The following is a 23,497-nucleotide window of genomic DNA, read 5'->3' as shown; positions in this document are numbered from 1 at the left end:
CGCATCCCGGCAGCCTTGCTGCGGGGCAATTGTGCGCACCCTCCGGGGCGCTGGCCGCGGTGACGAGACGTTTCCTCGTCGTTCTCTCACCTCGGAGTCTCGATGCCTCTCCTTCTCCGCATGCTTGCTGTGGCGGTCTTCGCCATGGGCACTTCTGAGTTCATGCTCGCCGGTCTGGTGCCGGACATCGCCGACAGTCTTGATGTATCAATCGGGTCAGCTGGCCTGCTCACCTCGGCATTCGCCGTCGGCATGATCGCCGGGGCGCCGCTAATGGCGGCGCTGGCCCGCCGGTGGCCCGCCCGGACAACTCTCCTGTTCTTCGTGCTGGTCTTCGCAGTCACGCACATCGTGGGCGCCCTGACGACAAGTTTCGCGGTGCTGCTGGTCACCCGGGTTATCGCCGCACTGGCCAACGCAGGATTCCTCGCCGTCGCATTGAGCACCGCAGCCGCGCTCGTCGCAGCCGATCAGAAAGGACGCGCGCTGGCTGTCCTGCTCTCAGGCACGACGACGGCAACCATCGCGGGAGCTCCAGGCGGCGCGCTGCTCGGCACACTGCTCGGCTATCGGGCAACCTTCTGGGCGATCGCGCTACTCTGCATTCCCGCTGCGCTCGGTATCGCCAAGGGCAGCCCGGCCGATGCCTCAGAATCCACTCAAGGCACGCCGGCCCTCGTATCTCTTCGGACCGAGATCGCCCAACTCGCGAAGCCAGGGCTGATCCTGGTGATCCTGCTCACCGCCCTGGTCAATGCCGCCACTTTCGCCACCTTCACCTTCCTGGCGCCGATCGTCACCGGTACAGCCCGCCTGGGAGCGCTCTGGGTTCCGGTGGTGCTGACGGTCTTCGGTGTCGGCTCCTTCGTCGGTGTCACCGTCGCGGGACGGTTCTCGGACCAACGTCCCGGAATCGTCATCGCGGTCTGCGGCCCGGTGCTGTTCCTCGGCTGGATCGCATTGGCGACCCTGGCTGCGCACCCCGTGGCGCTTGTGCTCCTGGTATTCATGCAGGGAGCTCTGTCCTTCGCGGTGGGCAGCACCCTGATCGCCAGGGTGCTCCATGAGTCCGAGGGCGCACCCACCATGGGTGGGTCGTATGCAACCGCTGCACTCAACATCGGGGCAGCTGGCGGGCCTGTGATTGCCGCAGCGACTCTCAGTGCCGATGCTGGCGATCTCGCTCCCGTGTGGGTCAGCAGTCTCCTAGTCGCGGTCGCGCTGGCGATCGCGCTGCCGCTGTTGCGAGTCATCGCACCCCATGTCGGCCAGGCGATCCGATGACCCACACCAACGCCCCACTGAGTATCGAGGGGCGGCGACGGCTCATCGAGCGTTGCCAAACCCGCCCCATCGCACATGTCGCCGCCGAGATGGGAATCTCCCGGGCCTGCGCCAGCAAATGACCGGAACGCGGGCCGTTGATGCCGGTTGGGCATCTATTCCCCACCGAATCGGTATTGGTCCGGGCGCGCGCGAATGTGCAAGGCTCGCAACGTGATTCGGCCAGCTGCAACGGAGGGGCGAACGTGCCGACCGACAAGACACTGAGCCTTGCCGAGGCGATAACCCGGCACGTCCGCGACGGGCAGACGGTGGCGTTGGAGGGCTTCGGCCACCTGGTCCCGACCGCCGCCGCGCACGAGATCATCCGGCAGGGCGTCACCGGCCTGACCCTGGCGCGGATGACCGGCGACACGCTCGTGGACCAGCTGCTCGCGGCCGGGTGCGTGACCAAGCTGATCTCGTCGTTCGTCGGCAACAGCTCCGCCGGGTCGCTGCACGAGCTGCGGCGGCGCATCGAGCACCACGATCCGGAGCCGCTGGAGTTCGAGGAGTACAGCCACGGCGGCATGGTCGCCCGCTACGCCGCCGGCGCGGCCAAGCTGCCGTTCGCGCCGATCCGCTCCTACACCGGCAGCGACCTGGTCGCGCTGAACCCGCTGATCAAGAGCGTCACCGACCCCTACGGCGGCGGCGAGATCCACGTGGTGCCCGCGCTGAACCCGGACGTCTCGATCATCCACGCGCAGCGCGCCGACCGGGCCGGGAACGTGCAGGCCTGGGGCATGCTCGGCGTCCAGCAGGAAGTGGCGTTCGCCGGCGGGTCGGTGATCGTGACCGTCGAAGAGGTCGTCGACGACGACGTGGTCCGCTCCGACCCCAACCGCACCATCGTGCCCTCGCACGTGGTCGACGCCGTGGTGGTGTGCCCGCGCGGCGCGCACCCGGCGCCGGTGCAGGGCTACTACGACCGCGACGACCGGTTCCAGCGCGAGTGGTCGGAACGGGCCCGCGACGCGGCCGCGCTGCGGGCGTGGATCGACCGGCACATCCGCGGCACCGAGGACCACGCCGGGTTCATCGCCAGCCTCGGCGAGGGCTACTGGGACCGGCTGGAGATCGACGAGCAGCTGTCGACCCCGGTCAATTACGGGAGGCGGCGATGACCGACACCACCAGCAGCGAACTCCTCGCGGTGACCGCGGCGCGAGAACTGGCCCGCCGCCGCGTGGTCTTCGCCGGGCACGGCTTGCCGACGCTGGCAGTCTCGCTGGCCCAGCGCACGGTGTCGCCGGAGATCGAGATCGTCTACGAGTCGGGCGTGACCGGCGCGCACCCGGTGGACCTGCCGCAGAGCATCGCCGACTCGATGCTCGTCACCGGCGCCGAGTGCGTGCTGGGCATGCCGCAGCTGTTCAGCTACATCCTGCAGGGACAGCGGATCGACGTCGGGTTCCTCGGCGCCGCGCAGATCGACCGGTACGGCGGCCTCAACTCGTCGCTCATCGGGGACTGGGCGAAACCGAAGGCGCGGCTGCCCGGTTCCGGCGGCGCGATCGAGGTGATGGCCAACGCCGGGGAGATCTTCGTCGTGATGCGCCGGCACACCGCGCGCACGTTCGTCGAGGAGCTGGACTTCTGCACCTCGCCCAGCCCGCGCCGGGCCCGCGAGGCGGGCGGCGGCGTGCAACCGCACGGCAAGGGCGTCACGCGGGTGATCACCGACCTGGGGATCATGGCGCGCGACGGCATCGACGACGAGCTCGAACTGGTCGCGGTGCACCCGGGCGTGACCGCCGAGCAGGTCCGCGCCGCCACCGGCTGGGACCTGAAGGTCGCCGGCGACCTGGCAGAGATCGCGCCGCCGTCCGGCGACGAGCTGCGGCTGCTGCGCGAAGAACTCGACCCGAACCGCATTTACCTGCGCTGACCAGCATCGATGTCTGCGCCGGGCCTCGCGCCGAGGCCCGGCGCAGGCTCGTCGGTGCTAGAACTACCGGTGCTCGGTCCGCACTCGCACCAGGTAGGTAGCCATGGATCTTCGGCACATCGAGGCCTTCATCGCGGTGGCCGAGGAGCTGCACTTCGGCCGCGCCGCCGAGCGCCTGCACACCACGCAGCCGCCGCTGAGCCGCCAGATCCGCCAGCTGGAGCGGTCCCTGGGCGCGTCGCTGCTGTCCCGCACCACGCGCCGGGTCACGCTCACCCCGGTCGGCGAGGCGTTCCTGCCCGCCGCGCACAAGGTTCTGAAGTCCGTCGAGGAAGCGGCGGCGGTGGCGGCGTCGGCGGCGCACGGCGAGATCGGGACGGTGCGCATCGGCGTCGGCGGCGTCGGGCCGCTGGCGTGCCTGCCGGGCCTGGTGAAGCGGCTCAACGCGGAGAAGCCCGGGATCGAGCTCGTCGTCGTCGGCCAGGTGTACTCGCAGGCGGGGTTCGACATGGTCGCCGACGGCAGCCTCGACCTCGCCTTCGTCCGGCTGCCCGCGGTCCGCGAGGGCGTCTCGACGCGGGTGGTGTTCGACGAACAGCTGATCGTCGCGGTGGCGCCCGACCACCCGCTGGCCGGGGCCGAGTCCGTCGCGCTCGCCGAGCTGGCCGAGGAGCGGTTCATCGCCTACCCGCCCGGCGGCGTGTCCAGCCTCCGCGACCTGATGGTGCACGCCTGCGTGGACGCCGGTTTCACGCCCCGGATCGTCCAGTACGGACCCGAGACGAGCACCATCATGGCGATGGTCGCCGCCGGGCTCGGGGTGACGCTGACCGTCACCTCGGTGATCGACGTGATCAGCAACGTCGTCTTCGTGCCGCTGGCCGGCCGGCCGTACCGGACGCAGGAGGCCATCGCGTGGAGCCAGGAGCACCTCTCCCCGGCGGCAGCGGCGGTGCTGCGGATCGCCGAGGAGGTGCTCCCGACCCCGTGATCGCCCGGAATCGATGCCCGCGGCGTATCAGTCCGCGACAAATCTTGTATTGGACGAGACGAAGTTCCGCCTGCGAGGCTTCTCCTCCGGTGGCAGCAGTCACATCGACCTGTCCTCGACCGCCCGCGGGCGGAGAACCCCTGCGCCGCACGGGGTTTCCTCAGCGTGGAGGAGCGCATCTCTTGAGCACCGTGATTCCCCCGGCCGCGTCGCGCGCGGACGGCGACGAGCTCGTCGTCCCGCCGGCCGACCTGCGCCGCGCGGCCGTGTCCTCGTGGCTCGGTTCCGCCTTGGAGTACATGGACTTCACCCTGTACACCCTGGCGGCGGCGCTGGTGTTCGGCCCGCTGTTCTTCCCCGAGCAGTCCCCGGCGGTGGCGCTGATCGCGAGCTTCGGCGTCTACGGCTCTGGTTTCCTGATCCGCCCGGTGGGCGGGCTGTTCTTCGGCCGGGTCGGTGACCGGCACGGGCGCAAGGTCGTGCTCATCGCCACGCTGGCGATGATGGGCCTGGCCACCGCCGGAATCGGCCTGCTGCCGACCTACGCGCAGATCGGCGTCTGGGCGCCGCTGCTGCTGACCGTGCTGCGCCTGGTCCAGGGCTTCGGCGCGGGCGCGGAGCTCGCCGGCGCGTCGCTGCTGATGGTCGAGTCCGCCCCGAAGCACAAGCGCGGTTTCTTCGGCTCGGTCGTCGCGATGGGCACCAACTCCGGCATCTTCCTGGCGACGGTGCTGTGGTTGTCGCTGTCGCAGATGCCCAAGGAGCAGTTCATGAGCTGGGGCTGGCGGGTGCCGTTCCTGCTGAGTCTGGTAACCACGTTCGTCGCGCTGTACCTGCGGACGTCGGTGAAGGAATCGCCGGTGTTCGAGGAACTGCGCCGCCGCCGCGAGGCGCAGAAGCACGAGACCGGGCACGGCGGCGTGTGGCGGGACGTCGCGAAGGCGAAGAAGCCGTTCCTGCTGTCGCTGGCCATCCGGGTCTCCGAGAACGGCGCGGTCTACCTGGTCAAGGGCTTCCTGGTCGGCTACACGGCCTCGACGCTCGGCCTCGCGGGCAGCGTCGCGACGACCGGCGTGATGATCGGGACGGTGATCGGTTTCGCGACGGTGCCGCTGTTCGGCAAGCTCAGCGACCGGTACGGCCGCCGGCCGGTCTTCCTGGCGTTCGCGGTGTTCCAGCTGCTGTTCGCGGTGCCGGCGCTGGCGTTGATCCACACGGAGAACCCGGTGATCATCGCGATCGTGTTCGCGGTCTTCGTGGGCGGGCCGCTGCCGAACCTCTACGGCGTGGAATCCCCTTGGCTGGTCGAGATGTTCGGCGCCAAGCACCGCTACACGTTCATGTCGACGATCAAGGAGGTCGGCGCCGTCCTCTCGGGCGGCCTGGCCCCGATCCTCACCGCAGGGGTGATGGCGGCGGCGGCCCCGGCGTGGTGGCCGATCGCGGTGATCATGCTCGCCTACGCGGCGATCGGCGTCGTCGGAGCCTGGCTGGCCCCGGAGACGAAGGACCGAGACCTGTCGGCGGAAGCCGACGCCTGCTGACCGGCGCGATCTCGAACGCCGGCTGAGCCCGAACACGCCCGTGTTCGTGCAGTTTCAATTGAAACTGCACGAACACGGGCACTCTGCATGAGGCATCACCACGTTGGGATGCCAGTTTCAATTGAAACTGCACCACATCCGTGCAACGAGGGCCGGTCATCCGGGCTCATGCGTCGACATCCAGCGCGATGCCGTTCTTGGCGCGGTTCAGGGACTCCTCCGGTGCGGGACCGTCGGGGTTCTCGGTCGCCAGGGCCTGGTTGAGCGCGACGAACGGGCGCATCCGCCGCTCGTAGGCGGCGAAGGCGGCGGTGTGGTCGATGCCGGACCGGCCCAATTCGTCGGCGAGCACGTACGCGCCGACGAGGGCCAGGCTGGTGCCCTGGCCGGACAGCACCGAGGCGCAATACCCGGCGTCGCCGATCAGCGCCACCCGGCCGGTCGTCCACCGGTCCATGCGGATCTGGGACATCACGTCGAAGTAGAAGTCCGGTGCCTCCGCCATCGCCGACAGCAGCTTCGGGACTTCCCATCCGAGACCGGACAGCCGCCCGGCCATGATCTGCTTCTGCTGTTCGGTGTCCCGGTGGTCGTAGGTCACCGGCTCGGACATGAAGCCGAGGGTGACCCGCAGCTCGGTGTTGCCGCGCACCGGGTAGACGCCGCCACCGGCACCCGAAGTCCCGTCCCGGAACCACACCTGCCAGTCGTCCAGGCCCAGGACGTTGGCCATCGGGAAGATCGCCAGGTACTGGCCGAGATGCGTGCTGAACTGCTGCTCCGACCCGAAGACGAGCCGACGCACGGTGGAGTGCAGGCCGTCCGCGCCGATGACGAGGTCGAAGGTGCGGAAGCCGCCGCGCTCGAACTCGACCCGGACGCCGTGCTCGTCCTGCTGCAGGGCGTTGATCGAGTCGCCGAAGACGTACTCGACCTGGCTCCGCGTCGCCGCGTGCAGCATCGCGGTGAGGTCCTCGCGCAGCAGCTCGACGTCCTCGTTGTCCAACCGGCCGCCGCTGATCGTGTGCTCTTCGGACCGGAACAGCTCGTTGCCCGCACCGTCCAACATGGACATACCGCGCATCCGGGTGCGTGCGGCCCGCATCGGCTCACCGAGGCTCATCCGGTCCACCACGTCGAGCGCGACGCCGCGGATGTCAACCGCCTGACCGCCACTGCGCGGCCCGGGGCTTCGCTCCACCAGGGTCACCGAGAAGCCCTTGCGCTGCAGCCAGTAGGCCAGGGTCGGGCCGGCGATGCCGGCTCCGGAGATCAGGACGTTCCGCATGGGATTCTCCGCTGTCTTGACGATGTACGCGTCCGTGCGTACGCCGCACACAGTGTCATTTCGTCGGCACAGCAGCCAAAACTGGCGTAGTACAGTTGCCCATCTGTACTAGCACAGACGGGAGATGTGCATGCCGGCGGAACCGCGGTACCTGGCCATCGCCGCCGAACTCCGGCGCAGGATCGCGCAAGGCGAGCCGGCCCCCGGCGCCAAGGTGCCGTCCACCCGCAGGATCGCGGCGGAGTGGGGCGTTGCGGCGGCCACCGCGGCCAAGGCGCTGGCCGCTTTGCGGCAGGAAGGGCTGATCCGCGCCGAGCCCCGCTCGGGCTACGTGGTCGAGGGCTCCAGCCGCCCGGCGGCGACCAAGCCCGGCCACCGGTCCGCGCCGCGCGGCCGGCCGGAGGACCTCACCCGTGGCCGGATCGTGCGAGCTGCCATCGAGATCGCCGACAACGAGGGACTGGCCGTGCTGTCGATGCGCGGCGTCGCGGCCCGGCTCGGGGTCGCGCCGATGTCGCCGTATCGCCATGTGGCCGGCAAGGACCAGCTGGTCGTGCTGATGGCCGACGCCGCGTTCGGCGAGTGCGGCTACCCAGCCCAGCCGCCGGCCGATTGGCGAGCTCGCCTGGAGCTCTTCGCGCGCACCCTGTGGTCGCTGTACCGGCGGCATCCGTGGCTGGCCCAACTGACCCCGATCACCCGGCCGCTGCCGCTGCCCAACCTGGCGGTGCACGCGGAGTTCGCGCTCGCTGCGCTGGACGGGCTCAACCTCGGCGCAGCCGCGATGTGCGACCTGCACGTCCTGCTCGTCAGCCACGTGCAGGGCATCGCGATCCATCTCGAACGGGAGCAGCAGGCACTCGGCGCCTCCGGGTTGTCCGAGGACGAGTGGATGGACAACCAGGCGCCGAGCCTGGAGGCGATCACCGGCACGGGGCGCTACCCGGCATTCACCAGGATGCTCGCCACGCTGTCCGCCGAAGGCTACGACCTGGTCCTGGACGACCTGTTCGAGCTGGGCCTGCGCTCGCTGCTCGACGGCCTGGCCATCCGGATCGGCAAGTCGGCAGGCTCCGGCGAGCTCGGTTGAGCCGTCGCTCGGGCAGGGCGGCCTGGGACCGCGCCAGTTTGATGGGCGGAAGGACTTCGTGCGTCGGGTCGGGTGGAGCCGCGGTGTCCCGGTCGGCTACCTCGAGGACCTCGCCTGGCACTGGCGCACCGGGTACGACTGGCGCGCCCACGAGGCGGAACTCAACGCGCGCCCCCAGTTCGTCACCACCGTCGTGCGCTGGACGGAACTGGAGAAGGGCGGCCACTTCCTCGCGATGGAAGAACCGGAAGCCCTCGTCGAAGACGTCCGGACCTTCTTCCGCGACCTCCGCTGAACCCGCCGCGGGTTCAGCCGGCGTCGATCTCCAGGTCGGCGATGACGCCGTAGTGATCGCTCGCCCAAATCCCATCGATGGGCTCGTCGAAGGCGAGCTCGACCGAACGCACGCGGCGGAGGATCTCGTCGCGCTGCGCGGCGAGTTGTGACAATGCGCGTGCCGGCTGGAAGGCCCGGAGACCGGGGCGCCATCGCGCCCCGGTCGGCCGGATCACGTGACGGAACAGCGGTGCGCCGGGACTGGTTCGTTCAACCGATCACGAAGGTCGTGGCACTGCTCTTGCACGCATTCCGATGTCGAGGACGGCCTTGCCCGGGATGCGGCGGCCCAGGAGTGCCGCCGCCGCTTCCGATGCGCGGTCCCATGGGCCTCGCCAGCCGATCTGCGGGTCGAGCAGGCCCTTCGCCAGCAGGCTTGTGAGATAGGCGAGATCCGGGCCGAACGGCTTGCGGACGATGAACGGTTCCAGTCGCTTCAGTCCGCCTCGTACGCGTTCTCCCTCGAAGTCGATGGTGGTCGGCTCGCGGGACGCCTGCCCGATGCTCAGCGCGATGCCACCATCGCCGAGCAGGCCGAACCCTTCGGCCAGATGGCTTCCACCGACATTGTCGAGCAGGCCGAAAACGGGGGCGGTGATGCCGTCCAGTCCGACGACGACCTCCGCGGCGCCGAGTTCGGCCAGCCCATCACCCCGGGCCGGGCTGCCGACCGAAGCAATGACATGTGCGCCCGCACGGGTGGCGAGTTGCACGGCGAAACGGCCGACCCCGCCGGAGGCTCCGGTGATGAGCACGCGGCGGCCGACCACCGGTCCCAGCCGCCGCAGTGCCTGCAGCGCGGTGACGCCCGCTGCCGGCAGCGCGCTGGCTGCGCCGAACTCGACGGACTCGGGCACCGTGGCGAGATCTGAGGTGTCGATCGCGCGTAGTTCGGCCCACCCCCCTTGGAAATCGAAGGACGAGACGCGGGTGCCGACAGGCGGGCCCGACCCGTCTGCCGCGGGCCGCACGACGATGCCCGCTGCGTCGCATCCAGGGATCTCGCCCGGTCCGCGCTGCTGGGTCAGGTATGCGAGTTCACCGAAATTGAGCGAAACAGCGTGGACTTCGACCAGTACCTGCGAATCCGCCGCGACGGGCGGTTCGGTATCGGCGATGCGGAGACCGGCTGGTGCGGTGGGGTCGTGGATCAGGGCGCGCATTCTTTCCCCTTCGTGGCGCGGCAACGCGAGTGGTGTCAGTGCGGCAGGGTGGCGTGGCGTTCCAGGAACCGGGCGACGTCCGACGGATCCTCGAGCGGCAGCGGGTAGATCACGAGGCGGTTCACTCCGAGGTCGGCGTAGCGCTCAGCGGAGCGCGGTTCCACCACGACCGGATCGAGCGGCATGTAGTTGATTTCCAACTGGCCCAGCCGTTCCGGGCGTTCGACCTCGCTCGCGGCCTGCCGCAGGCCCGCGAGGTGCCGCGGCAGGTCTTCGAGCGTGCCGTTGCCGAACCAGCCATGGCCCCGGGCTACCGCGCGGCGGAACGCGGCCGGGCTGTGACCGCCGATCACGATTCGTGGCCGCGTCGGCCGCGGATGCGCGTCGACGTCGCGGAACGCGACGAACCGGCCCTGGTACGCGGGGGCCGGATCGGTCCACAACGAGGTCATCGCATCGAGGTACTCGTCGGTGCGCCTGCCTCGGTCGGACATCGGCACACCGACCGCGCGCATCTCGGGTTCGAGGTACCCGGCACCGACACCGAGCAGCAGACGGCCGCCGCTGAGCACGTCCAGGCTCGCCGCCTGTTTGGCGAGGACGAGCGGGTTGCGTTGCGGCAGGATCACGATCCCGGTCCCGAGTTCCAGCCGCTGGGTGACGGCCGCGACGTAGGACAGGTGCACCAGCGGATCGAGAATCGGGTCCGTCGGCTCCATCGGCGATGCCGCCACCCGGGGGCTCGGCAGCACCACGTGCTCGCCCGCCCACCACGATGAATAGCCGAGATCCTCGGCGAGCCGCGCCAGCCCGACCGTCTCGGCCGGACCCAGCGTGGCCTTGGCGTTCAGCCCCGATACTCCCAGTTCCATGCCCGATGTCCTCCTGTCGTCGATGGTCGCGCCTCATCGTCGGGCGGCTCGGCGGCAGCCGTCCAAGACATGCGGCTATAGCCTTCGGCTATGGATGTCCATGTTCGGGACCTGCGTTACTTCGTCGCGGTGGCGGAGGAGCTGAACTTCACCAGGGCGGCCGCCCGGCTGTTCATCGCCCAGCCGTCGTTGAGCAAGCAGATCCGCCAGCTGGAGACCTCGTTGCGGGTCACGCTGTTCGAACGGGACCACCGCACCGTCGCGTTGACCGCAGCGGGTGCGGCGCTGCTGCCGCAATCGTGTGCCGCCCCGTCGAAGGGCTCTCGCCAAGCGAACTCGCCGTTGTCCGGCGCGCGCGGGACGATCGACGCACCGTGCGCATCTTCGTCGACGCGTGCGTCCGGTGCCTCTGCGGCTAGCAACGCGCCAGGTCGTCCACCGGGTAACGGGCCGTCTGGCTCGCCGAGTTCGTGCACCGCCAACTCGTGGGCCCAATGCGGCTCAACCTGAAGCGGCGCGGGCTTGGGGAGTGGTTCAGCCGGCGTCGATCTCCAGGTCGGCGATGACGCCGTAGTGATCGCTCGCCCAAATCCCATCGATGGGCTCGTCGAAGGCGAGCTCGACCGAACGCACGCGGCAGTGGGCGTCCGGATGCTGGTGCCACGAGCCGATGAACACGTAGTCGATCCGCCGGCGGTGGTGGGGCTGGCGCACGGCCAGATCGATGACGTCGCGAGCGTTCGGGTTGTCGGCCGTCCAGGTGTACCCGGGCGAGGTGCCGGCGACGGCCCAGGCGTCGTGGTAGTGGACGCTTCGCCCGCCGAGGGACTGCAGGCCGCTGAGGTAGCGGATGCTGGCGGCCTCGGGCGCGGCGTTGAAGTCGCCTGCGATGATCGTCGGTAGGGCTCGGCGGTGCCGGGCGTCGAGATCGGTGAGGGCGATCGCCTGCTGTTCGCGGACCTGCTCGGCGTCGAGGCGCCACGCGGCGGTCGTGCCGATGAAGAGGAGCTCTCCCGCCGCGGGCGTGGGCACCGCGACGGCCAAGGTGCACCACGGCACGTCGGTTGCCCCGGCCAATCGCATGTCCAGGACCTCGCGCACGGCGTGCGGCCAGCGGGTGGCGACGGCGCTCCCGCCGTAGCGGTCGATCCACGGCGGTTCGTACGACATGACATCGCTCTGGTGGGTGCCGTGCAGGCCCGTGCCGGCGAGGAGTTCGTCGAGCTGCTTGCGCTCGGGTGTCTGCACGACCTCCTGGAAGGCGACGAGGTCCGGGTCGAGGCGCCGCAGCTCGCGGTTGATCTGCTCGGTTCGTCGCGGGTCGCCCTGGACGTTCTGGACGTTGATGGTGAGCACCCGGAGCTCCATGGAGTCGCGCTCGCTTTCCGGCAGTAGTGGTCAACTGGTTGACGATTGGCCATGTTGGTCGACGGCTGCCGATTTTGTCAACGAGTTGACTACACTCGGCTCGTGTCTTCCTCCGAGTTGTCGTTGGCCGGAGCCCTCTCCCGGGCGTTCGCGGTCGTGTACGGCCTGATCGCCGACGGCCTGCGCGAGGACGGCTTTCGGGACCACTCCCCGGCGCAAGGCGTCAACGTCCTGCGGAACCTGGGCGAGGAGCCCCGATCGGTCGGCCGGCTGGCCCGCATGACCGGCGTCTCGAAGCAGGCGATCAGCCGCCAGGTCGCCGGGCTGGAGCGCGCCGGCTACGTCCGCACCGAACCCGATCCCGCCGACGGCCGGGGCCGCCTGGTCCACCTGACCGACCGGGGGAGGGAAGAGCGGGAGGTGGCCCAGGAACGGGTCGCCCGGCTTCGGGAGCGCCTGGAGCGAGAGCTGGGCCCTGACGAGACGGAGACGTTCCTCCGCGGCCTCGAAGTGATCATCGGCTGGGGCGACCTGGAGAAGGCGGCCGAGCCGGATCGCGGCGCCTGACGCCGTTTCGAAGAGCCGGCCACAGTGGACCCACGCCGCGATGCGTGGCGGGTTCGGCGGTGCCAGGCCGGTCCGCGTTCGCGGTGCGGTGTCGTTTCGGCGCACACCGAAACGACGCGGTCCTACGGTGACCGGCATGTCATCGCAGACCCGAATCGCCGACCACGCCGCGGTGTCGGCGGCGCTCGCCGATCCCGCATTGACCATGCCACGCGTTCCGAACGGTGGTCCGGCCTCGGGGATTCGTTGGCTGAGGAGGAGTGTCGCGCGTTTCGCCGATGGCGCCGAGCACGACCGACGTCGACGGCAGGCCACCAGCTTGCTGGCCGAGGTGGAGCCGGCCAGGTTGCGCCGGCTGGCAGTGGAACGCACGTGCGCCTTGCTGGACGTCATCGGCGGCGGCCCGTTCGATCTCATGGCGCGGCTGGCTCGCGTGGTACCGATCGACGTGCTCGTCGCCGCCCTCGGCATGCCTCCGGTTCCCGCCGATGTCGTCGCGGCGGTGGCCAAGGCCTACCAACCCGGCACCGGGGCGGAAGAACCCGCGGACGAGGCGGTCGCCCGGCTCGTCGAAGCATTCGGTGGGGTGCCCGACGAACCGACCGCGGCCAGGATCGGACTGCTGGTGCAGACCTGCGACGCAACCGCGGGCCTGGTCGGGAACGCGGCCCTGGCCATGCTGCGAGCGGACGGCCAGCGATCGGTCGACGCGATCGTCGCCGAAACGCTGCGGCACGATCCGCCGGTACGGATGACCCGCCGACGGGCATCTGCCACCGGGGAGGTCGTCGAGATCGACCTCGCGACGGGCGGTTGTCCCTTCGGAGCGGGGCCGCACCAGTGCCCCGGCCAAGACCACGCGACAGCGATTGCGGCAGGAATCCTGGAGCCCGTCCGGGGCTACGTCCTCGTCAACCCCCAAGTCCAATACGAGCGGTCCGCCGCACTGGGAGTGCCGACCGAACTGCTGGTGACGAGGTGAGCGCAGAAGTGACGAGCCCCCAGAAGCCCCCCGAAAGCTCCGCCGACCAACCGACGGAAAGCAGGACAGGAAAGACGGCCGCCGACCCCAACTGGCAGAGGCGAAGGAGGGATAGCGGTCGCCGAGCCCAGCTGGCAGAGGCGAAGCGGGGATAGCGGTCGCCGAGCCCAGCTGGCAGAGGCGAAGCGGGGATAGCGGTCGCCGAGCCCAGCTGGCAGAGGCGAAGGAGGGATAGCGGTCGCCGAACTCAGCCGAGGGAAGCGAAGCGGGGATAGCGGCCACCGATCGGAGTGCTGGTCGATGAGCAGGCCGGGAACGCTCGGCACGGCAGGGAGCGGACGAAAGACGGCCACCGCACCGTGGGGGTCCGCGGGGGCTCGGCCCCCGCGATGAAATGACGAGACGAAAGGGTTCGCGCTTTCCGCGAACACACCCCGCCCAGAGTCTCGTGGGGCCGGAGGGACTCGAACCCTCACTGGCTAGGACCTAAACCTAGTGCCTCTGCCAATTGGGCTACGGCCCCGCACGGCACAGCCTAGCGCGTGGGGTGATCTTGGCAGGAGGCGCGTTCCCGACCGGGGTTGCGGGCGCGACACGCTTACCGCTGGTGCGTGGCCGGTTCGGCGGTGCTCTACGGTGTCAGCAGCCAGGTGAAGGTGAGGAGGACACGTGGCCCGTGATCCAGACGCCATCGAGCGCGACATCGAGCAGGCGCGTGAAGCGCTGGCCAGCACGCTGGACCAACTGAGCGACAAGGCGAACCCGAAGCGGTTCGTCGAGTACGGCAAGTCCAGCCTGCAGGAGAAGCTCAGCGATCCGAGGGTGCGCTACGTGCTGATCGGCGTCGGTGCTCTCGTCACCGTTGCGGTGGTGCGCAAGCTGTTCCGCTGAGGTCCGTGGGCCTCTCGGATTGAGGCGGTGTGCGGTAAGGCGGGCTCTGAAGCGGCGAAGCCGCTCGGCCCGCCCTCGCAGCTTGCACCGCCGCGGGTTCTCAGGCGTCTTCTCGCGAGGACAGCCCCGACGTGGTGAATTGGCAGTCGGGGATCCCACAGCGAGAAGGCGCCTGAGGCTCCGTACCCGCACCGCCAGGCAAAACGAGCCTGGAAACAGGGTTTGCGGCCCAGAAGACTCAGGACACCGCGTCGCCGACCCGGACTTCGCCGGGTTTGGTGACGCGCATGATCACGCCGAACTTGTTGTCGTGGCGGTCGATGAGGTGGGTCTGCAGTTCCCGCCAGCGCTCGCGGCCGTCGGCGTCCCAGCTGGGGACCGCGCAGCGGATGCACGGCCCGGAGTTGTCCCCGGTCACCGCCAGTTCCACGTCGCCCACGGTGAGCACGGTGCCGTGCTCCCAGGTTTCCTCGGCGAACGCCGGCAGGTCGGTCGTCACGTGGATGTTCGTGCGGAACCGGCGGAGATCGACGTCGGCGCCCAGTTCGTCGGAGAGCCCCACCCGCGAGGCCTCGAAGGTCACGAGCACCGTCGGCCCGCGGTCCTGCTGCCCGTCCGCGGCGCGCAGGCTCAGCGGGATGTCCAGCGAGCCGGCGAGGGCGTCGGTGAGCTTCGGGTCCGTCCAGGACCAGTCCGCGCCGTCCGGGCCGCGCAGGGTCGGCGGTTCGGTCGGATCGGCGGTGTCGCCGTAGCTCGCCGACCAGCTCAGCATGACCGCGTTCTGCCGGACCGTCAGCACCTTGCCCGAACGCTTGGCGCGCTCGTCGAGCAGCGCGTAGGCGCGGTCGCCCGCCATGCCGCGGTCGTCGAACCGGGCCGCTTCGACGCGCTCACCGCGCAGCGACTTCACCGGCCAGCGATTGAGCTCCGTCACCGATCCCCGCGCCACGCAGACCTCCATTCACCGCGTGGCCTCACCCTAGCGCGTGGCCGTGGTGCTCCGACTCGTGCGAACCGGGGATCATCGCCGGGGCGCGGCGCTGTGGAGCAGCGGCAGCAGGGCCTCGTGCAGCAGCCGGTCGACGAAGCCGGTGTCGAGCGGCTCGTCGGTGAGCATCAGGCGGTAGATCAGGCTGGCTCCGGCGAGTTCGACGACCGTGTCGACCGGCGAGTCGGCGCGGATCTCGCCGCGCTGCACGCCGCGCTCGATGATGCGGCGCAGCATGTCGCGCTGCGGCAGCAGGAAGGACTCGCGGAACGCCGCGGCCAGTTCGGGCTCGTGCGGGAGCTCGCCGACCAGCGCCTGCGCCGCCTTGCCGACCGGGCCGGTCAGGAACGACGCGAAGTTGCGGAGGAACTCGCCGAGGTCGGCCTCGATGGTGCCCCGGTCGGGTTCCGGGATGCTACGGCGCACCAGCTGGGTGCAGGTGTCGATGACCAGGTCGAGCTTGGAGTCCCAGCGGCGGTAGATGGTGGCCTTGCCCGCCCGCGCGTGGGCGGCGACGGCGTCCATGGTCAACGCCCGGTACCCGACGTCGGCCAGCACCTCCATCGCGGCCTGGCGCAGCGCCGCGTCGCGGGTGGCATCGCGCGGGCGCCCCCGGCCGCTGGCCGGCCGGTTCGTTTCGACGCTGGCCAACGCTGGTTCCTCCTCGCGTGCACTGCTCGCCGCTTTCACACCGGACATCCTAAGGTCCGCGCCGCTTTCGTCCACTGTGCACGCAATCGGGATGTTCCGCGCGGTCACCTGGCGCCGCGCGCGTGGCCCGTCGCGGCGGCCACGGCGCTGCGGGTCGCCTCGTCGGACAGGCCGTGCCTGGCCTGCAGGTATGCGCTGGTGAAGGCGAAGCCGTCGCCGTCGAGCAGGTGGATCACGATGCGACCCGCCTTGCCGGGCGAGAGCTGCTCGATGAACTGATCGGCCTGGTCGCGCGCCGCGATCAGGCCCGGCGCCCGGGCCGTCCGGCGATCGGCGCCGGTCGTGACCGTGACCAGCCAGTCGTCGCCGTCCGGGACGTAGTCGGCCGTGATGTGTCCGCTTGCCATGAATGCCTCCGCCTCCGGCGTGCTCGGGCGTTCGTGTGACGTCGCGGACCGGCGAGGGCTGCGTCGATCGCTGTCGGCGCTGGGCAGCCGCGTGCAGGCCGGTCGCGCGTGGCCGTCGACTTTACGGGTTGCCCAGGGCGAGGTCTTCAGGACGGTCGATGTCGAAGCCCGCCGACACGTCGTCGCAGGCCACCAGCGCGACTTCGCGGCCCTTGAGGTAGCCGCGGGCGCCGGCGTCGCCGGTGGCGGCCGCGCGGGCCCCGGCCCAGTGGTCGCGGCCGAACAGCACGGGATGGGTGCGCGCGCCGTCGTGCGCGGCGGCGGCCAGGGCGCTCGGGCTCGCGAGCGCGGCGACGCGCCGCACGGCTTCCGGGCTGATGCCGGGCATGTCGACCGGCAGCACGAGGGCGGCGTCGGCATCGGTCGGGGCGAGCGCGTCGAGCGCGGTGCGCAGCGACGAGCCCATGCCGGTGGCCCAGTCCGGGTTGACCACGGCCGTCGCGCCGGTCAGCTCGGCCCGTTCGCGGACCTCGTCCGCGGCGGCGCCGAGGACGACCACGACGGGCGCGCAGCCGCCCGCGGCCAGCACTCGCACGGCCCGGTCGACCAGCAGCGATCCGCGATACTCCACCAGCGCCTTCGGCATCCCGAAGCGGCGTCCGGCACCGGCGGCCAACACGACTCCCGCGACTCCCACGCACGCACCGTACCCATCCGGAGAAGGCGGTGGAGGGCGCCTCTCGGGGAAAGGCGCCCTCCACCTGGTACCTGGTCGAGTGGCAGCTACTCGACCAGGGCCTCGATGCCCTCGACGCCGAAGTAGAAGGCGAAGACGATCGCCAGGACGCCGACGAGCCAGCCGATCTCGCGCACCTTGCCGCGGGCGATCTTGATGACCGCGAACGCGACCAGGCCCGCGCCGATGCCGTTGGTGATCATGTATGTGAACGGGATCACCGCGATGGTCAGGAACGCCGGGATCACGTAGTCCGGGTCGTCCCAGGGGATGTGCCGTACCTGGGCCATCATCAGCGCGCCGACGATCACCAGCGCGGGCGCGGCGGCCTGCGCCGGCACCACCGCGGCCAGCGGCGTGAACAGCAGCGCCGCGCAGAACAGCAGGCCGGTGACCACGCTGGCCAGGCCGGTGCGGGCGCCTTCGGCGACGCCGGTGGCCGACTCCAGGAACACCGTGTTCGGCGACGAGCCGGTGAGCCCGCCCGCCGCGGCGGCGACGCCGTCCACGGCCAGGATCCGGCCCATGCCCTCGACCTTGCCGGCCTTCACCAGCCCGGCCTCGGAGGAGACGCTGGTGATGGTGCCCATCGCGTCGAAGAACCCGGACAGCACGAGGGTGAACAGGAAGACGGTGGCCGCGATGCCGCCGGCCGCGGCGAACCCGCCGAACAGATCGACGTTGCCGAACAGGCTGAAGTCGGGGCTGCCGACGACGTGGTCGGGCAGCTCGGGCACGATCGTGCCCCACTGCTTCGGGGCGATGTCGAACGCCGAGTTCGCCGCGATCGCCAGCACCGTGCTCACCGCGATGCCGATGAGGATCGCGCCGGGCACCCGCCGCGCCAGCAGCACCAGCATGATCAGCAGGCTGACGCAGAAGATCGCGATCGGCACGCCGAGCAGGTGTCCCTCGGTGCCCTGGCCCATCTGGACCGGCACCGTGGTGTTGGCCGCGTCCGGCTTCCGGGTCACGAATCCGGCGCTGACCAGGCCGATCAGCGCGATGTAGAGGCCGATGCCGACGGTGAGCGCGGTCTTCAGCGCGGCCGGGATGGCGTTGATGATCTTCTCCCGGACGCCGCTGACGGCCAGGACGACGATCACGATGCCTTCGAGCACCACCAGCCCGAAGGCCTGCGCCCAGGTCATGGCGGGCGCGATGGTGAAGGCGACGACGGCGTTGACGCCCAGCCCGGAGGCCAGGGCCAGCGGCGCGTTGCCGACCAGGCCCATCACGATGGTCATCACGCCGGCGGTGGCCGCGGTGGCCGTCGTCAGCTGCTCGGGCGTCAGCGCGGCGCCGGTCGCGTCCGCGGACGAGCCGAGGATCAGCGGGTTGAGCATCACGATGTAGGCCATCGCGACGAACGTGGTCAGGCCGCCGCGCAGTTCGCGGGAGAAGGTGGAACCGCGGGCGGTGATGCGGAAGAAGCGGTCTAATCCGGAAGTGCCGGCGTCGGCGGATCTTTCCGGTTGCACTTGCTGGGTCATGAGTCCTCCCATGCCGGTGGGCGCCCCCGCGCGGCAACCGGATTCGGTGCCGCCCGGACTTGTTTCCGGCGTTTTCCGGGCAGGGGAGGGCCCGGCGGGAATTCGCCGAAATCGGTGCGGGGCATTTGATCGATTGGTTTTCGCTGTCCCAGGATCGGTTCATCGGGACGGCGGGCGGGCCCAGCTCCGGCGCAACAGCGGGGAACTGTCGGTGTGGCCCGTCCGCAGGCTTCGGGCGACCCGGTCGTCGCTACCGATGCCTCTGCTCAGGACGTCGTTGTCGGAATCTTCTCGCTGGCTGGGGAATTGCTGGATCGGCTCGCGGGTCAGTAGTCGACGCGGTCGGTCTTGCCGCGCCAGGCGTCGAAGGCGGCGTTGCGGTCGGCCATCTCCACCCGGACGACGGGCGTCGGGCACTTCGTCTCGGGATCCTCGAACGCGTCGTAGAAGGCGCGGTCGTCGAAGCCCGCGTCGGCGGCGTCGTCCCGGTCGGCGGCGAACAGCACCCGGTCGACCCGCGCCCACAGCGCCGAGGCCAGGCACATCGGGCACGGTTCGCACGAGGTCACCAGCACGCAGCCGTCCAGCTTGAAGGTGCCCAGCGTCCGGCAGGCGTTGCGGATCGCGGTCACTTCGGCGTGCGCGGTCGGGTCGAGGTCGACGGTCACCTTGTTGGTGCCCGTCGCGATGATCTCGCCGTCCCGGACGATCAACGCGCCGAAGGGGCCGCCGCCACTGTCCACATTGGTCTTGGCGAGGTGGATGGCCTGCGCCATCCAGTCCTGCTCGGCGCCCGTTGCGACGTCCACGGACATTGCTTCCTCCTATGATCTTTTCAGTAAGCGGCGGGAGCCGCTTGCGGTGTGGGACTCGGCTTGCACCGCCGCGGGTTCTCAGGTGTCTTCTCGCGAGGACAGCCCCGACGTGGTGAATTGGCATTCATGATGCCGGGGATCCCACAGCGAGAAGGCTGCAGCAACTCCCGCAGGGGGGCCGCTACCCGCACCGCCACGCAAATCACTTTGAATTTCTCGCCGGGTTTTCCGGTGATTCTGCTGGGTTGCTGGGGCGGCGGCCCGGCACCGCCGCCCCAGCAGGTCTGGTCACACGATGTGCTCGGGAGCCACCGGGGTGTGCGGGAGTTCCTTGCCGGTGGCGGCGCGGATGGCGGCCACCACGGCGGGCGTGGTGGAGATCGTCGGCGGCTCGCCCACCCCGCGCTGCCCGTAGACCGCGTTGGGGTCGGCGCGTTCGATCACGTCGATCTCCATCGGCGGCGTGTCGAGGATCGTGGGGATCAGGTAGTCGGTGAAGGAGGGGTTGCGGATGTGCCCGTCCACGACCTTGATCTCCTCCATCACGGCCAGCCCCATGCCCTGCGCGCTGCCGCCCTGGATCTGGCCGATCACCGCGTCCGGGTTGATCGCCTTGCCGACGTCCTGGGAGCAGGCCAGCTGCACGACCTTGACCAGGCCGAGATCCAGGTCCACGTCGACCACCGCGCGGTGCGCGGAGAACGCGTGCTGCACGTGCACCCGATCGCTGCGGCCGTTCTCGTCCATCGGGAAGGTCTCCCGGTGGTGGTACTCGCGGGTTTCCTCGATGACGTCGTCGCCGAGCACCTCCACGAGGTCGGCCAGCACGCCGTGGGCCTCGGACACGACCTTGCCGCCCTGCAGGGAAAGCAGCGCCGGTTCGACGTCGTAGCGCTCGGCGACCCGGGCGAACAGCGCCTCCCGCACCGCGTCGCAGGCCGCCTTGACGGCACTGCCGGTGACCAGCGTCTGCCGCGAGGCGGAGCTGGAGCCGGCCGGGCCGACGCTGGTGTCGTTCGGGTGGATGGTCACCCGCTCGACGCCGAGCTCCGACCGCGCGATCTGCTGCTGCACCGTCACCAGGCCCTGCCCGACCTCGGCCGCGGCGGTGTGCACCATGGCCGCCGGCTCACCGCCGATGGCCTGCAACCGGACCCGCGCGGTCGAGAAGTCGTCGGCGCCTTCGGCGTAGCAGATGTTCTTGATCGTCACGCCGTAGCCGACGCCGCGCACCACGCCTTCGCCGTGCGTGGTGTTGGACGCCCCGCCGGGCATGTCCCGGATGTCCACCGGCCCGGTGCGCTCGTCGGGCATCGGCAGGTCCCGCACGCGCGCCAGCAGCTCGGCCACCGGCGCGGGGAAGTCCAGCACCTGACCGGTCGGGATCGAGTCGCCCTGCTCGATGGCGTTGGCGATGCGCAGGTCGACCGGGTCCATGCCCAGCGCGTCGGCGAGTTTGTCCATTTGGGACTCGTACGCGAAAGTCGGCTGCACCGCGCCGAGTCCGCGCATCGCGCCGCACGGCGGGTTGTTGGTGTAGAGCCCCCAACCCTCGATGTCGACGTTCGGCACCTTGTACGGCCCGGCGCCGAGCGTGGTGCCGTTGCCGACCACGACCGGCGTCTTCGAGGCGTACGCGCCGCCGTCGAAGTACTGCCGCGCCTTGACGTACACGAGCTTGCCGTCGCGGGTCGCGCCGTGCTCGTAGTACATCTTGGCCGGGTGCCGGTGCACGTGGCCGTAGAACGACTCCTCGCGGTTGTAGACCATCTTGACCGGTTTGCCCAGGTGCAGCGCCAGCATGCACACGTGCACCTGGATGGACAGGTCCTCGCGGCCGCCGAACGCGCCGCCGACGCCGGACATGGTCATCCGCACCTTCTCCGGCGGCAGCCCGAGCGCCCGCGCGGTCTGCCGGAGGTCGGAGTGCAGGTCCTGGGTCGCCAGGTACAGGTCGACGCCGCCGTCCTCGGCCGGGATGGCCAGTCCGGACTCGGGCCCCAGGAACGCCTGGTCCTGCATCCCGACGGTGTACACGCCGGAGACCACGACGTCGGCCGTCGCCTTCGGGTCGCCCTTGACGATCTTCTGGTGCCGCACCACGTTGCCGTCCGGGTGCAGCTTCGGCAGCGTGTCGTCGTGCGCGACGCGCTCGGCGTCGAGCACCGGCTCCAGCACCTCGTAGTCGACGACGATCTTCTCCAGCGCGCGCCGCGCCGTCTCCGGGTGGTCGGCCGCGACCAGCGCGACCGCTTCGCCCTTGTAGCGCACCACGTCGGAGGCCAGCACCGGCTGGTCGGCGTACTTCAGGCCGAAGCAGTTGTCGCCGGGCACGTCCTCGGCGGTGAGCACGGTCTGCACGCCGGCCATCGCCATCGCCGGCCCGATGTCGATCGAACGGATCCGGGCGTGCGGGTGCGGGCTGCGCAAGGTCGCGCCCCACAGCATGTCCTCGGCCCACAGGTCCGAGGAGTAGGCGAACTCACCGCGCACCTTGATGGTGCCGTCCGGGCGCAGAGGAGATTCGCCGATGCCGCCGCCGATGGCGTCGTTGAGCTCCTGGGGACTGCGAGCAGGCGCATGGCTGCTGCTCATGCGGACACCTCCCGGGTGCGGATCCGGGCGCTCGCCCGGTCGAGTTCGTGGGTGAGTTCGGCCTCCGACACCGGCATCAGCCGGCCGTCGTCGACCACGACGCTGCCGCCGCGCAGCAGCCGCTCCAGCTTCGGCAGGCGGCCGAGCACCAGGGCGGCCACCGGGTCGGCGATGCCCGTGTGGTCGAGGCCGCCGAGCCGCCAGACCGCGATGTCGGCGAGCTTGCCGTGCTCCAGCGAACCCAGCTCGTCGTCGCGGCCGAGGCACCGCGCGCCGCCACGGGTGGCGAGCCGAAGCGCGTCGCGGACCGACAGCGCCTCCGGCCCGTAGCGGGCGCGGGCGGTCAGCAGGGCCTGGTGCATCTCCTCGCCGAGACCGCCGGCCTCGTTGGAAGCGACCCCGTCGACCCCCAGCCCGACGGGGGCACCGGCGTCCAGCAGCGGCCGCACCGGAGCGATCCCGGCGCCGAGCCGGCCGTTGGAGGTGGGGCAGTGCGCCGCGCCGGTGCCGGTCTCGCCGAGCCGGGCGATGCCCTTCTCGGACAGGTGGATCGTGTGCGCCAGCCACACGTCCGGCCCGAGCCAGCCCAGGTCGTCGGCGTACTCGACCGGCGTGCGGCCGTACTCGGCCCGGCACTGCTCCTCCTCGTCGGTGGTCTCGGCGAGGTGGGTGTGCAGCCGGACCCCGTTGCGGCGAGCCAACTCCGCGGCCTGGCGCATCAGGTCGGTGCTGACCGAGAACGGCGAGCACGGCCCCACCGCGACGCGCACCTGCGCGCCCGGGTTCGGGTCGTGGAACCGGTCGATCGCCTCCTGGGTGCCGGCCAGCGCGGCGTCGAGGTCCTCGACGACCGAGTCCGGCGGCAGGCCGCCGTGCGAGCGGCCCCGGTCCATCGAGCCGCGCACCGCGTGCAGCCGCACGCCGATCCGCTCGGCCGCGGCGACCACGGCGCCGAACACGTCGCCGCCGCCGCGCGGGAAGACGTAGTGGTGATCGGCGGCGGTGGTGCAGCCGGACAGGGCCATCCGGGCCAGGCCCGCCGACGCGGCGGCGTGCGTGATCTCCTCGTCGATGCCCGCCCAGACCGGGTACAGCTCGGTCAGCCAGCCGAACAGCGTCGCGTCCGCCGCGTATCCCCGGGTGGCCCACTGGTACAGGTGGTGGTGGGTGTTGATCAGGCCGGGAGTAACCAGGCAGCCGGACGCATCGATGCGCCGCACCGGGCCCTGCTGGGCCGGCGCGGAACCGGGGCCGACCGCGACGATGCGGTCACCCTCGACGACGACGTGGCCCTCGGCGAACTCGGTGCCCGAGTCGTCGACGGTGACCACGGCGCCGCCCTCGATGATGGTCCGGCTCATGTCATTCCGCCTCTCCGCGATTCCATTCCGCCTCTCCGCGATTCACAGCGGTGGTCGCGTTCGGGATTGATCTCGCGTTCGGCGGTTTCTTGTGGCTGGGTTGCGTCACGGTCCCCTGAGGTGCGGTTGGGAGGGGGTGGGGTTG

General features: G+C 70.6%; 23 protein-coding genes, 1 tRNA gene and 1 pseudogene. 12 read left to right on the top strand and 13 right to left on the bottom strand.

The features are described from left to right. The first annotated feature begins 102 nt into the window (after positions 1-102). From ACWEV3_RS38905 to ACWEV3_RS38880, 6 genes and pseudogenes are all read left to right on the top strand, one after another. Complete coding sequence (locus tag ACWEV3_RS38905) at positions 103-1,284, top strand: Cmx/CmrA family chloramphenicol efflux MFS transporter (RefSeq protein ID WP_452618699.1); 1,182 nt, start codon at positions 103-105, stop codon at positions 1,282-1,284. Next, positions 1,281-1,403 (top strand): annotated as a pseudogene (locus tag ACWEV3_RS38900) (IS481 family transposase); the annotation flags it as partial. The gene ACWEV3_RS38905 and the pseudogene ACWEV3_RS38900, both read left to right, overlap by 4 nt. A 126-nt stretch (positions 1,404-1,529) precedes the next feature. Then, positions 1,530-2,450 (top strand): CoA transferase subunit A, encoded by a 921-nt coding sequence (locus tag ACWEV3_RS38895; RefSeq protein ID WP_452618698.1) that lies wholly within the window; start codon positions 1,530-1,532, stop codon positions 2,448-2,450. Further along, on the top strand, positions 2,447-3,214 hold the full coding sequence (locus ACWEV3_RS38890) for a CoA-transferase subunit beta (RefSeq protein ID WP_452618697.1): 768 nt from the start codon (positions 2,447-2,449) through the stop codon (positions 3,212-3,214). Before ACWEV3_RS38895 ends, ACWEV3_RS38890 begins: the two co-directional genes overlap by 4 nt. Positions 3,215-3,317: 103 nt before the next feature. Then, positions 3,318-4,205, top strand: a complete 888-nt coding sequence (locus ACWEV3_RS38885; protein WP_358576433.1) for a LysR family transcriptional regulator — start codon at positions 3,318-3,320, stop codon at positions 4,203-4,205. A 191-nt stretch (positions 4,206-4,396) separates the two neighbouring features. Continuing rightward, positions 4,397-5,749, top strand: a complete 1,353-nt coding sequence (locus ACWEV3_RS38880; protein ID WP_452618716.1) for an MFS transporter — start codon at positions 4,397-4,399, stop codon at positions 5,747-5,749. A gap of 166 nt (positions 5,750-5,915) precedes the next feature. On the opposite strand, the gene ACWEV3_RS38875 is transcribed toward ACWEV3_RS38880, so the two are convergent. After that, the gene (locus ACWEV3_RS38875; protein ID WP_452618696.1) at positions 5,916-7,037 is read right to left on the bottom strand and encodes an FAD-dependent monooxygenase; all 1,122 of its coding nucleotides are present in this window, start codon (positions 7,035-7,037) and stop codon (positions 5,916-5,918) included. 130 nt (positions 7,038-7,167) lie between these two features. Between ACWEV3_RS38875 and ACWEV3_RS38870 the strand changes: the two genes are divergently transcribed. Further along, positions 7,168-8,127 (top strand): TetR/AcrR family transcriptional regulator C-terminal domain-containing protein, encoded by a 960-nt coding sequence (locus tag ACWEV3_RS38870; protein WP_452618695.1) that lies wholly within the window; start codon positions 7,168-7,170, stop codon positions 8,125-8,127. 58 nt (positions 8,128-8,185) lie between these two features. After that, positions 8,186-8,422 carry an epoxide hydrolase N-terminal domain-containing protein gene (locus tag ACWEV3_RS38865; RefSeq protein ID WP_452618693.1) on the top strand — a complete coding sequence of 79 codons (237 nt, stop codon included), beginning with the start codon at positions 8,186-8,188 and terminating at the stop codon, positions 8,420-8,422. A gap of 259 nt (positions 8,423-8,681) precedes the next feature. On the opposite strand, the gene ACWEV3_RS38860 is transcribed toward ACWEV3_RS38865, so the two are convergent. Together ACWEV3_RS38860 and ACWEV3_RS38855 are read right to left on the bottom strand one after the other, a co-directional pair. Continuing rightward, a complete protein-coding gene (locus tag ACWEV3_RS38860) occupies positions 8,682-9,626 on the bottom strand; it encodes a zinc-binding dehydrogenase (protein ID WP_452618692.1) in 945 nt (314 codons plus the stop codon). Between the two features lie 35 nt (positions 9,627-9,661). Further along, the gene (locus ACWEV3_RS38855; protein WP_452618691.1) at positions 9,662-10,498 is read right to left on the bottom strand and encodes an LLM class F420-dependent oxidoreductase; all 837 of its coding nucleotides are present in this window, start codon (positions 10,496-10,498) and stop codon (positions 9,662-9,664) included. A 90-nt stretch (positions 10,499-10,588) separates the two neighbouring features. On the opposite strand from ACWEV3_RS38855, the gene ACWEV3_RS38850 reads away from it, so the two are divergent. Next, positions 10,589-11,008 carry a helix-turn-helix domain-containing protein gene (locus ACWEV3_RS38850; protein WP_452618689.1) on the top strand — a complete coding sequence of 140 codons (420 nt, stop codon included), beginning with the start codon at positions 10,589-10,591 and terminating at the stop codon, positions 11,006-11,008. A gap of 24 nt (positions 11,009-11,032) precedes the next feature. Here the strand turns inward: ACWEV3_RS38850 and ACWEV3_RS38845 are convergent, their stop codons facing one another. Further along, positions 11,033-11,854 (bottom strand): endonuclease/exonuclease/phosphatase family protein, encoded by an 822-nt coding sequence (locus ACWEV3_RS38845; RefSeq protein ID WP_452618688.1) that lies wholly within the window; start codon positions 11,852-11,854, stop codon positions 11,033-11,035. A 114-nt stretch (positions 11,855-11,968) separates the two neighbouring features. Between ACWEV3_RS38845 and ACWEV3_RS38840 the strand changes: the two genes are divergently transcribed. Together ACWEV3_RS38840 and ACWEV3_RS38835 are read left to right on the top strand one after the other, a co-directional pair. Next, positions 11,969-12,433 carry a MarR family winged helix-turn-helix transcriptional regulator gene (locus ACWEV3_RS38840; protein ID WP_452618687.1) on the top strand — a complete coding sequence of 155 codons (465 nt, stop codon included), beginning with the start codon at positions 11,969-11,971 and terminating at the stop codon, positions 12,431-12,433. A 136-nt stretch (positions 12,434-12,569) separates the two neighbouring features. Next, on the top strand, positions 12,570-13,415 hold the full coding sequence (locus ACWEV3_RS38835; protein WP_452618686.1) for a hypothetical protein: 846 nt from the start codon (positions 12,570-12,572) through the stop codon (positions 13,413-13,415). Positions 13,416-13,864: 449 nt separating this feature from the next. On the opposite strand, the gene ACWEV3_RS38830 is transcribed toward ACWEV3_RS38835, so the two are convergent. Next, positions 13,865-13,938: transfer RNA gene (locus ACWEV3_RS38830), tRNA-Leu, on the bottom strand. A 146-nt stretch (positions 13,939-14,084) separates the two neighbouring features. Here ACWEV3_RS38830 and ACWEV3_RS38825 point away from each other — a divergent pair. Further along, the gene (locus ACWEV3_RS38825) at positions 14,085-14,306 is read left to right on the top strand and encodes a DUF3618 domain-containing protein (protein ID WP_093261814.1); all 222 of its coding nucleotides are present in this window, start codon (positions 14,085-14,087) and stop codon (positions 14,304-14,306) included. Between the two features lie 238 nt (positions 14,307-14,544). Here ACWEV3_RS38825 and ACWEV3_RS38820 read toward each other — a convergent pair whose 3' ends face one another. The 8 genes from ACWEV3_RS38820 to ACWEV3_RS38785 form a co-directional block, all read right to left on the bottom strand. Next, on the bottom strand, positions 14,545-15,240 hold the full coding sequence (locus ACWEV3_RS38820) for an MOSC domain-containing protein (protein WP_452618685.1): 696 nt from the start codon (positions 15,238-15,240) through the stop codon (positions 14,545-14,547). Between the two features lie 87 nt (positions 15,241-15,327). Further along, positions 15,328-15,945, bottom strand: coding sequence for a TetR/AcrR family transcriptional regulator (locus tag ACWEV3_RS38815; protein ID WP_452618684.1), 618 nt, complete (start codon positions 15,943-15,945; stop codon positions 15,328-15,330). Positions 15,946-16,049: 104 nt separating this feature from the next. Beyond that, the gene (locus ACWEV3_RS38810) at positions 16,050-16,352 is read right to left on the bottom strand and encodes a hypothetical protein (protein WP_452618683.1); all 303 of its coding nucleotides are present in this window, start codon (positions 16,350-16,352) and stop codon (positions 16,050-16,052) included. Between the two features lie 121 nt (positions 16,353-16,473). Next, complete coding sequence (locus ACWEV3_RS38805; RefSeq protein WP_452618682.1) at positions 16,474-17,049, bottom strand: nucleotidyltransferase family protein; 576 nt, start codon at positions 17,047-17,049, stop codon at positions 16,474-16,476. 86 nt (positions 17,050-17,135) lie between these two features. Beyond that, positions 17,136-18,581: an NCS2 family permease gene (locus tag ACWEV3_RS38800; RefSeq protein ID WP_452618680.1), complete on the bottom strand. Its 1,446-nt coding sequence runs from the start codon at positions 18,579-18,581 to the stop codon at positions 17,136-17,138. A gap of 326 nt (positions 18,582-18,907) precedes the next feature. Next, complete coding sequence (locus ACWEV3_RS38795) at positions 18,908-19,396, bottom strand: nucleoside deaminase (RefSeq protein WP_452618679.1); 489 nt, start codon at positions 19,394-19,396, stop codon at positions 18,908-18,910. 288 nt (positions 19,397-19,684) lie between these two features. Beyond that, positions 19,685-21,991 (bottom strand): xanthine dehydrogenase subunit D, encoded by a 2,307-nt coding sequence (gene pucD / locus ACWEV3_RS38790; protein WP_452618678.1) that lies wholly within the window; start codon positions 21,989-21,991, stop codon positions 19,685-19,687. Then, positions 21,988-23,352 (bottom strand): 8-oxoguanine deaminase, encoded by a 1,365-nt coding sequence (locus ACWEV3_RS38785; RefSeq protein ID WP_452618677.1) that lies wholly within the window; start codon positions 23,350-23,352, stop codon positions 21,988-21,990. Before ACWEV3_RS38785 ends, pucD begins: the two co-directional genes overlap by 4 nt. Between the last annotated feature and the right edge of the window lie 145 nt (positions 23,353-23,497).

The organism is Saccharopolyspora sp. NPDC003752 (assembly GCF_053605825.1).
This window is presented reverse-complemented; position numbering and strand designations above follow the sequence as displayed.

Coding starts and splice junctions, on each gene's coding strand:
- ACWEV3_RS38905 (WP_452618699.1), top strand. CDS start 103: ATGCCTCTCCTTCTCCGCATGCTTGCTGTGGCGGTCTTCGCCATGGGC.
- ACWEV3_RS38890 (WP_452618697.1), top strand. CDS start 2,447: ATGACCGACACCACCAGCAGCGAACTCCTCGCGGTGACCGCGGCGCGA.
- ACWEV3_RS38885 (WP_358576433.1), top strand. CDS start 3,318: ATGGATCTTCGGCACATCGAGGCCTTCATCGCGGTGGCCGAGGAGCTG.
- ACWEV3_RS38875 (WP_452618696.1), bottom strand. CDS start 7,037: ATGCGGAACGTCCTGATCTCCGGAGCCGGCATCGCCGGCCCGACCCTG.
- ACWEV3_RS38870 (WP_452618695.1), top strand. CDS start 7,168: ATGCCGGCGGAACCGCGGTACCTGGCCATCGCCGCCGAACTCCGGCGC.
- ACWEV3_RS38860 (WP_452618692.1), bottom strand. CDS start 9,626: ATGCGCGCCCTGATCCACGACCCCACCGCACCAGCCGGTCTCCGCATC.
- ACWEV3_RS38855 (WP_452618691.1), bottom strand. CDS start 10,498: ATGGAACTGGGAGTATCGGGGCTGAACGCCAAGGCCACGCTGGGTCCG.
- ACWEV3_RS38850 (WP_452618689.1), top strand. CDS start 10,589: ATGGATGTCCATGTTCGGGACCTGCGTTACTTCGTCGCGGTGGCGGAG.
- ACWEV3_RS38835 (WP_452618686.1), top strand. CDS start 12,570: ATGTCATCGCAGACCCGAATCGCCGACCACGCCGCGGTGTCGGCGGCG.
- ACWEV3_RS38810 (WP_452618683.1), bottom strand. CDS start 16,352: ATGGCAAGCGGACACATCACGGCCGACTACGTCCCGGACGGCGACGAC.
- ACWEV3_RS38800 (WP_452618680.1), bottom strand. CDS start 18,581: ATGACCCAGCAAGTGCAACCGGAAAGATCCGCCGACGCCGGCACTTCC.
- ACWEV3_RS38795 (WP_452618679.1), bottom strand. CDS start 19,396: ATGTCCGTGGACGTCGCAACGGGCGCCGAGCAGGACTGGATGGCGCAG.
- pucD (WP_452618678.1), bottom strand. CDS start 21,991: ATGAGCAGCAGCCATGCGCCTGCTCGCAGTCCCCAGGAGCTCAACGAC.
- ACWEV3_RS38785 (WP_452618677.1), bottom strand. CDS start 23,352: ATGAGCCGGACCATCATCGAGGGCGGCGCCGTGGTCACCGTCGACGAC.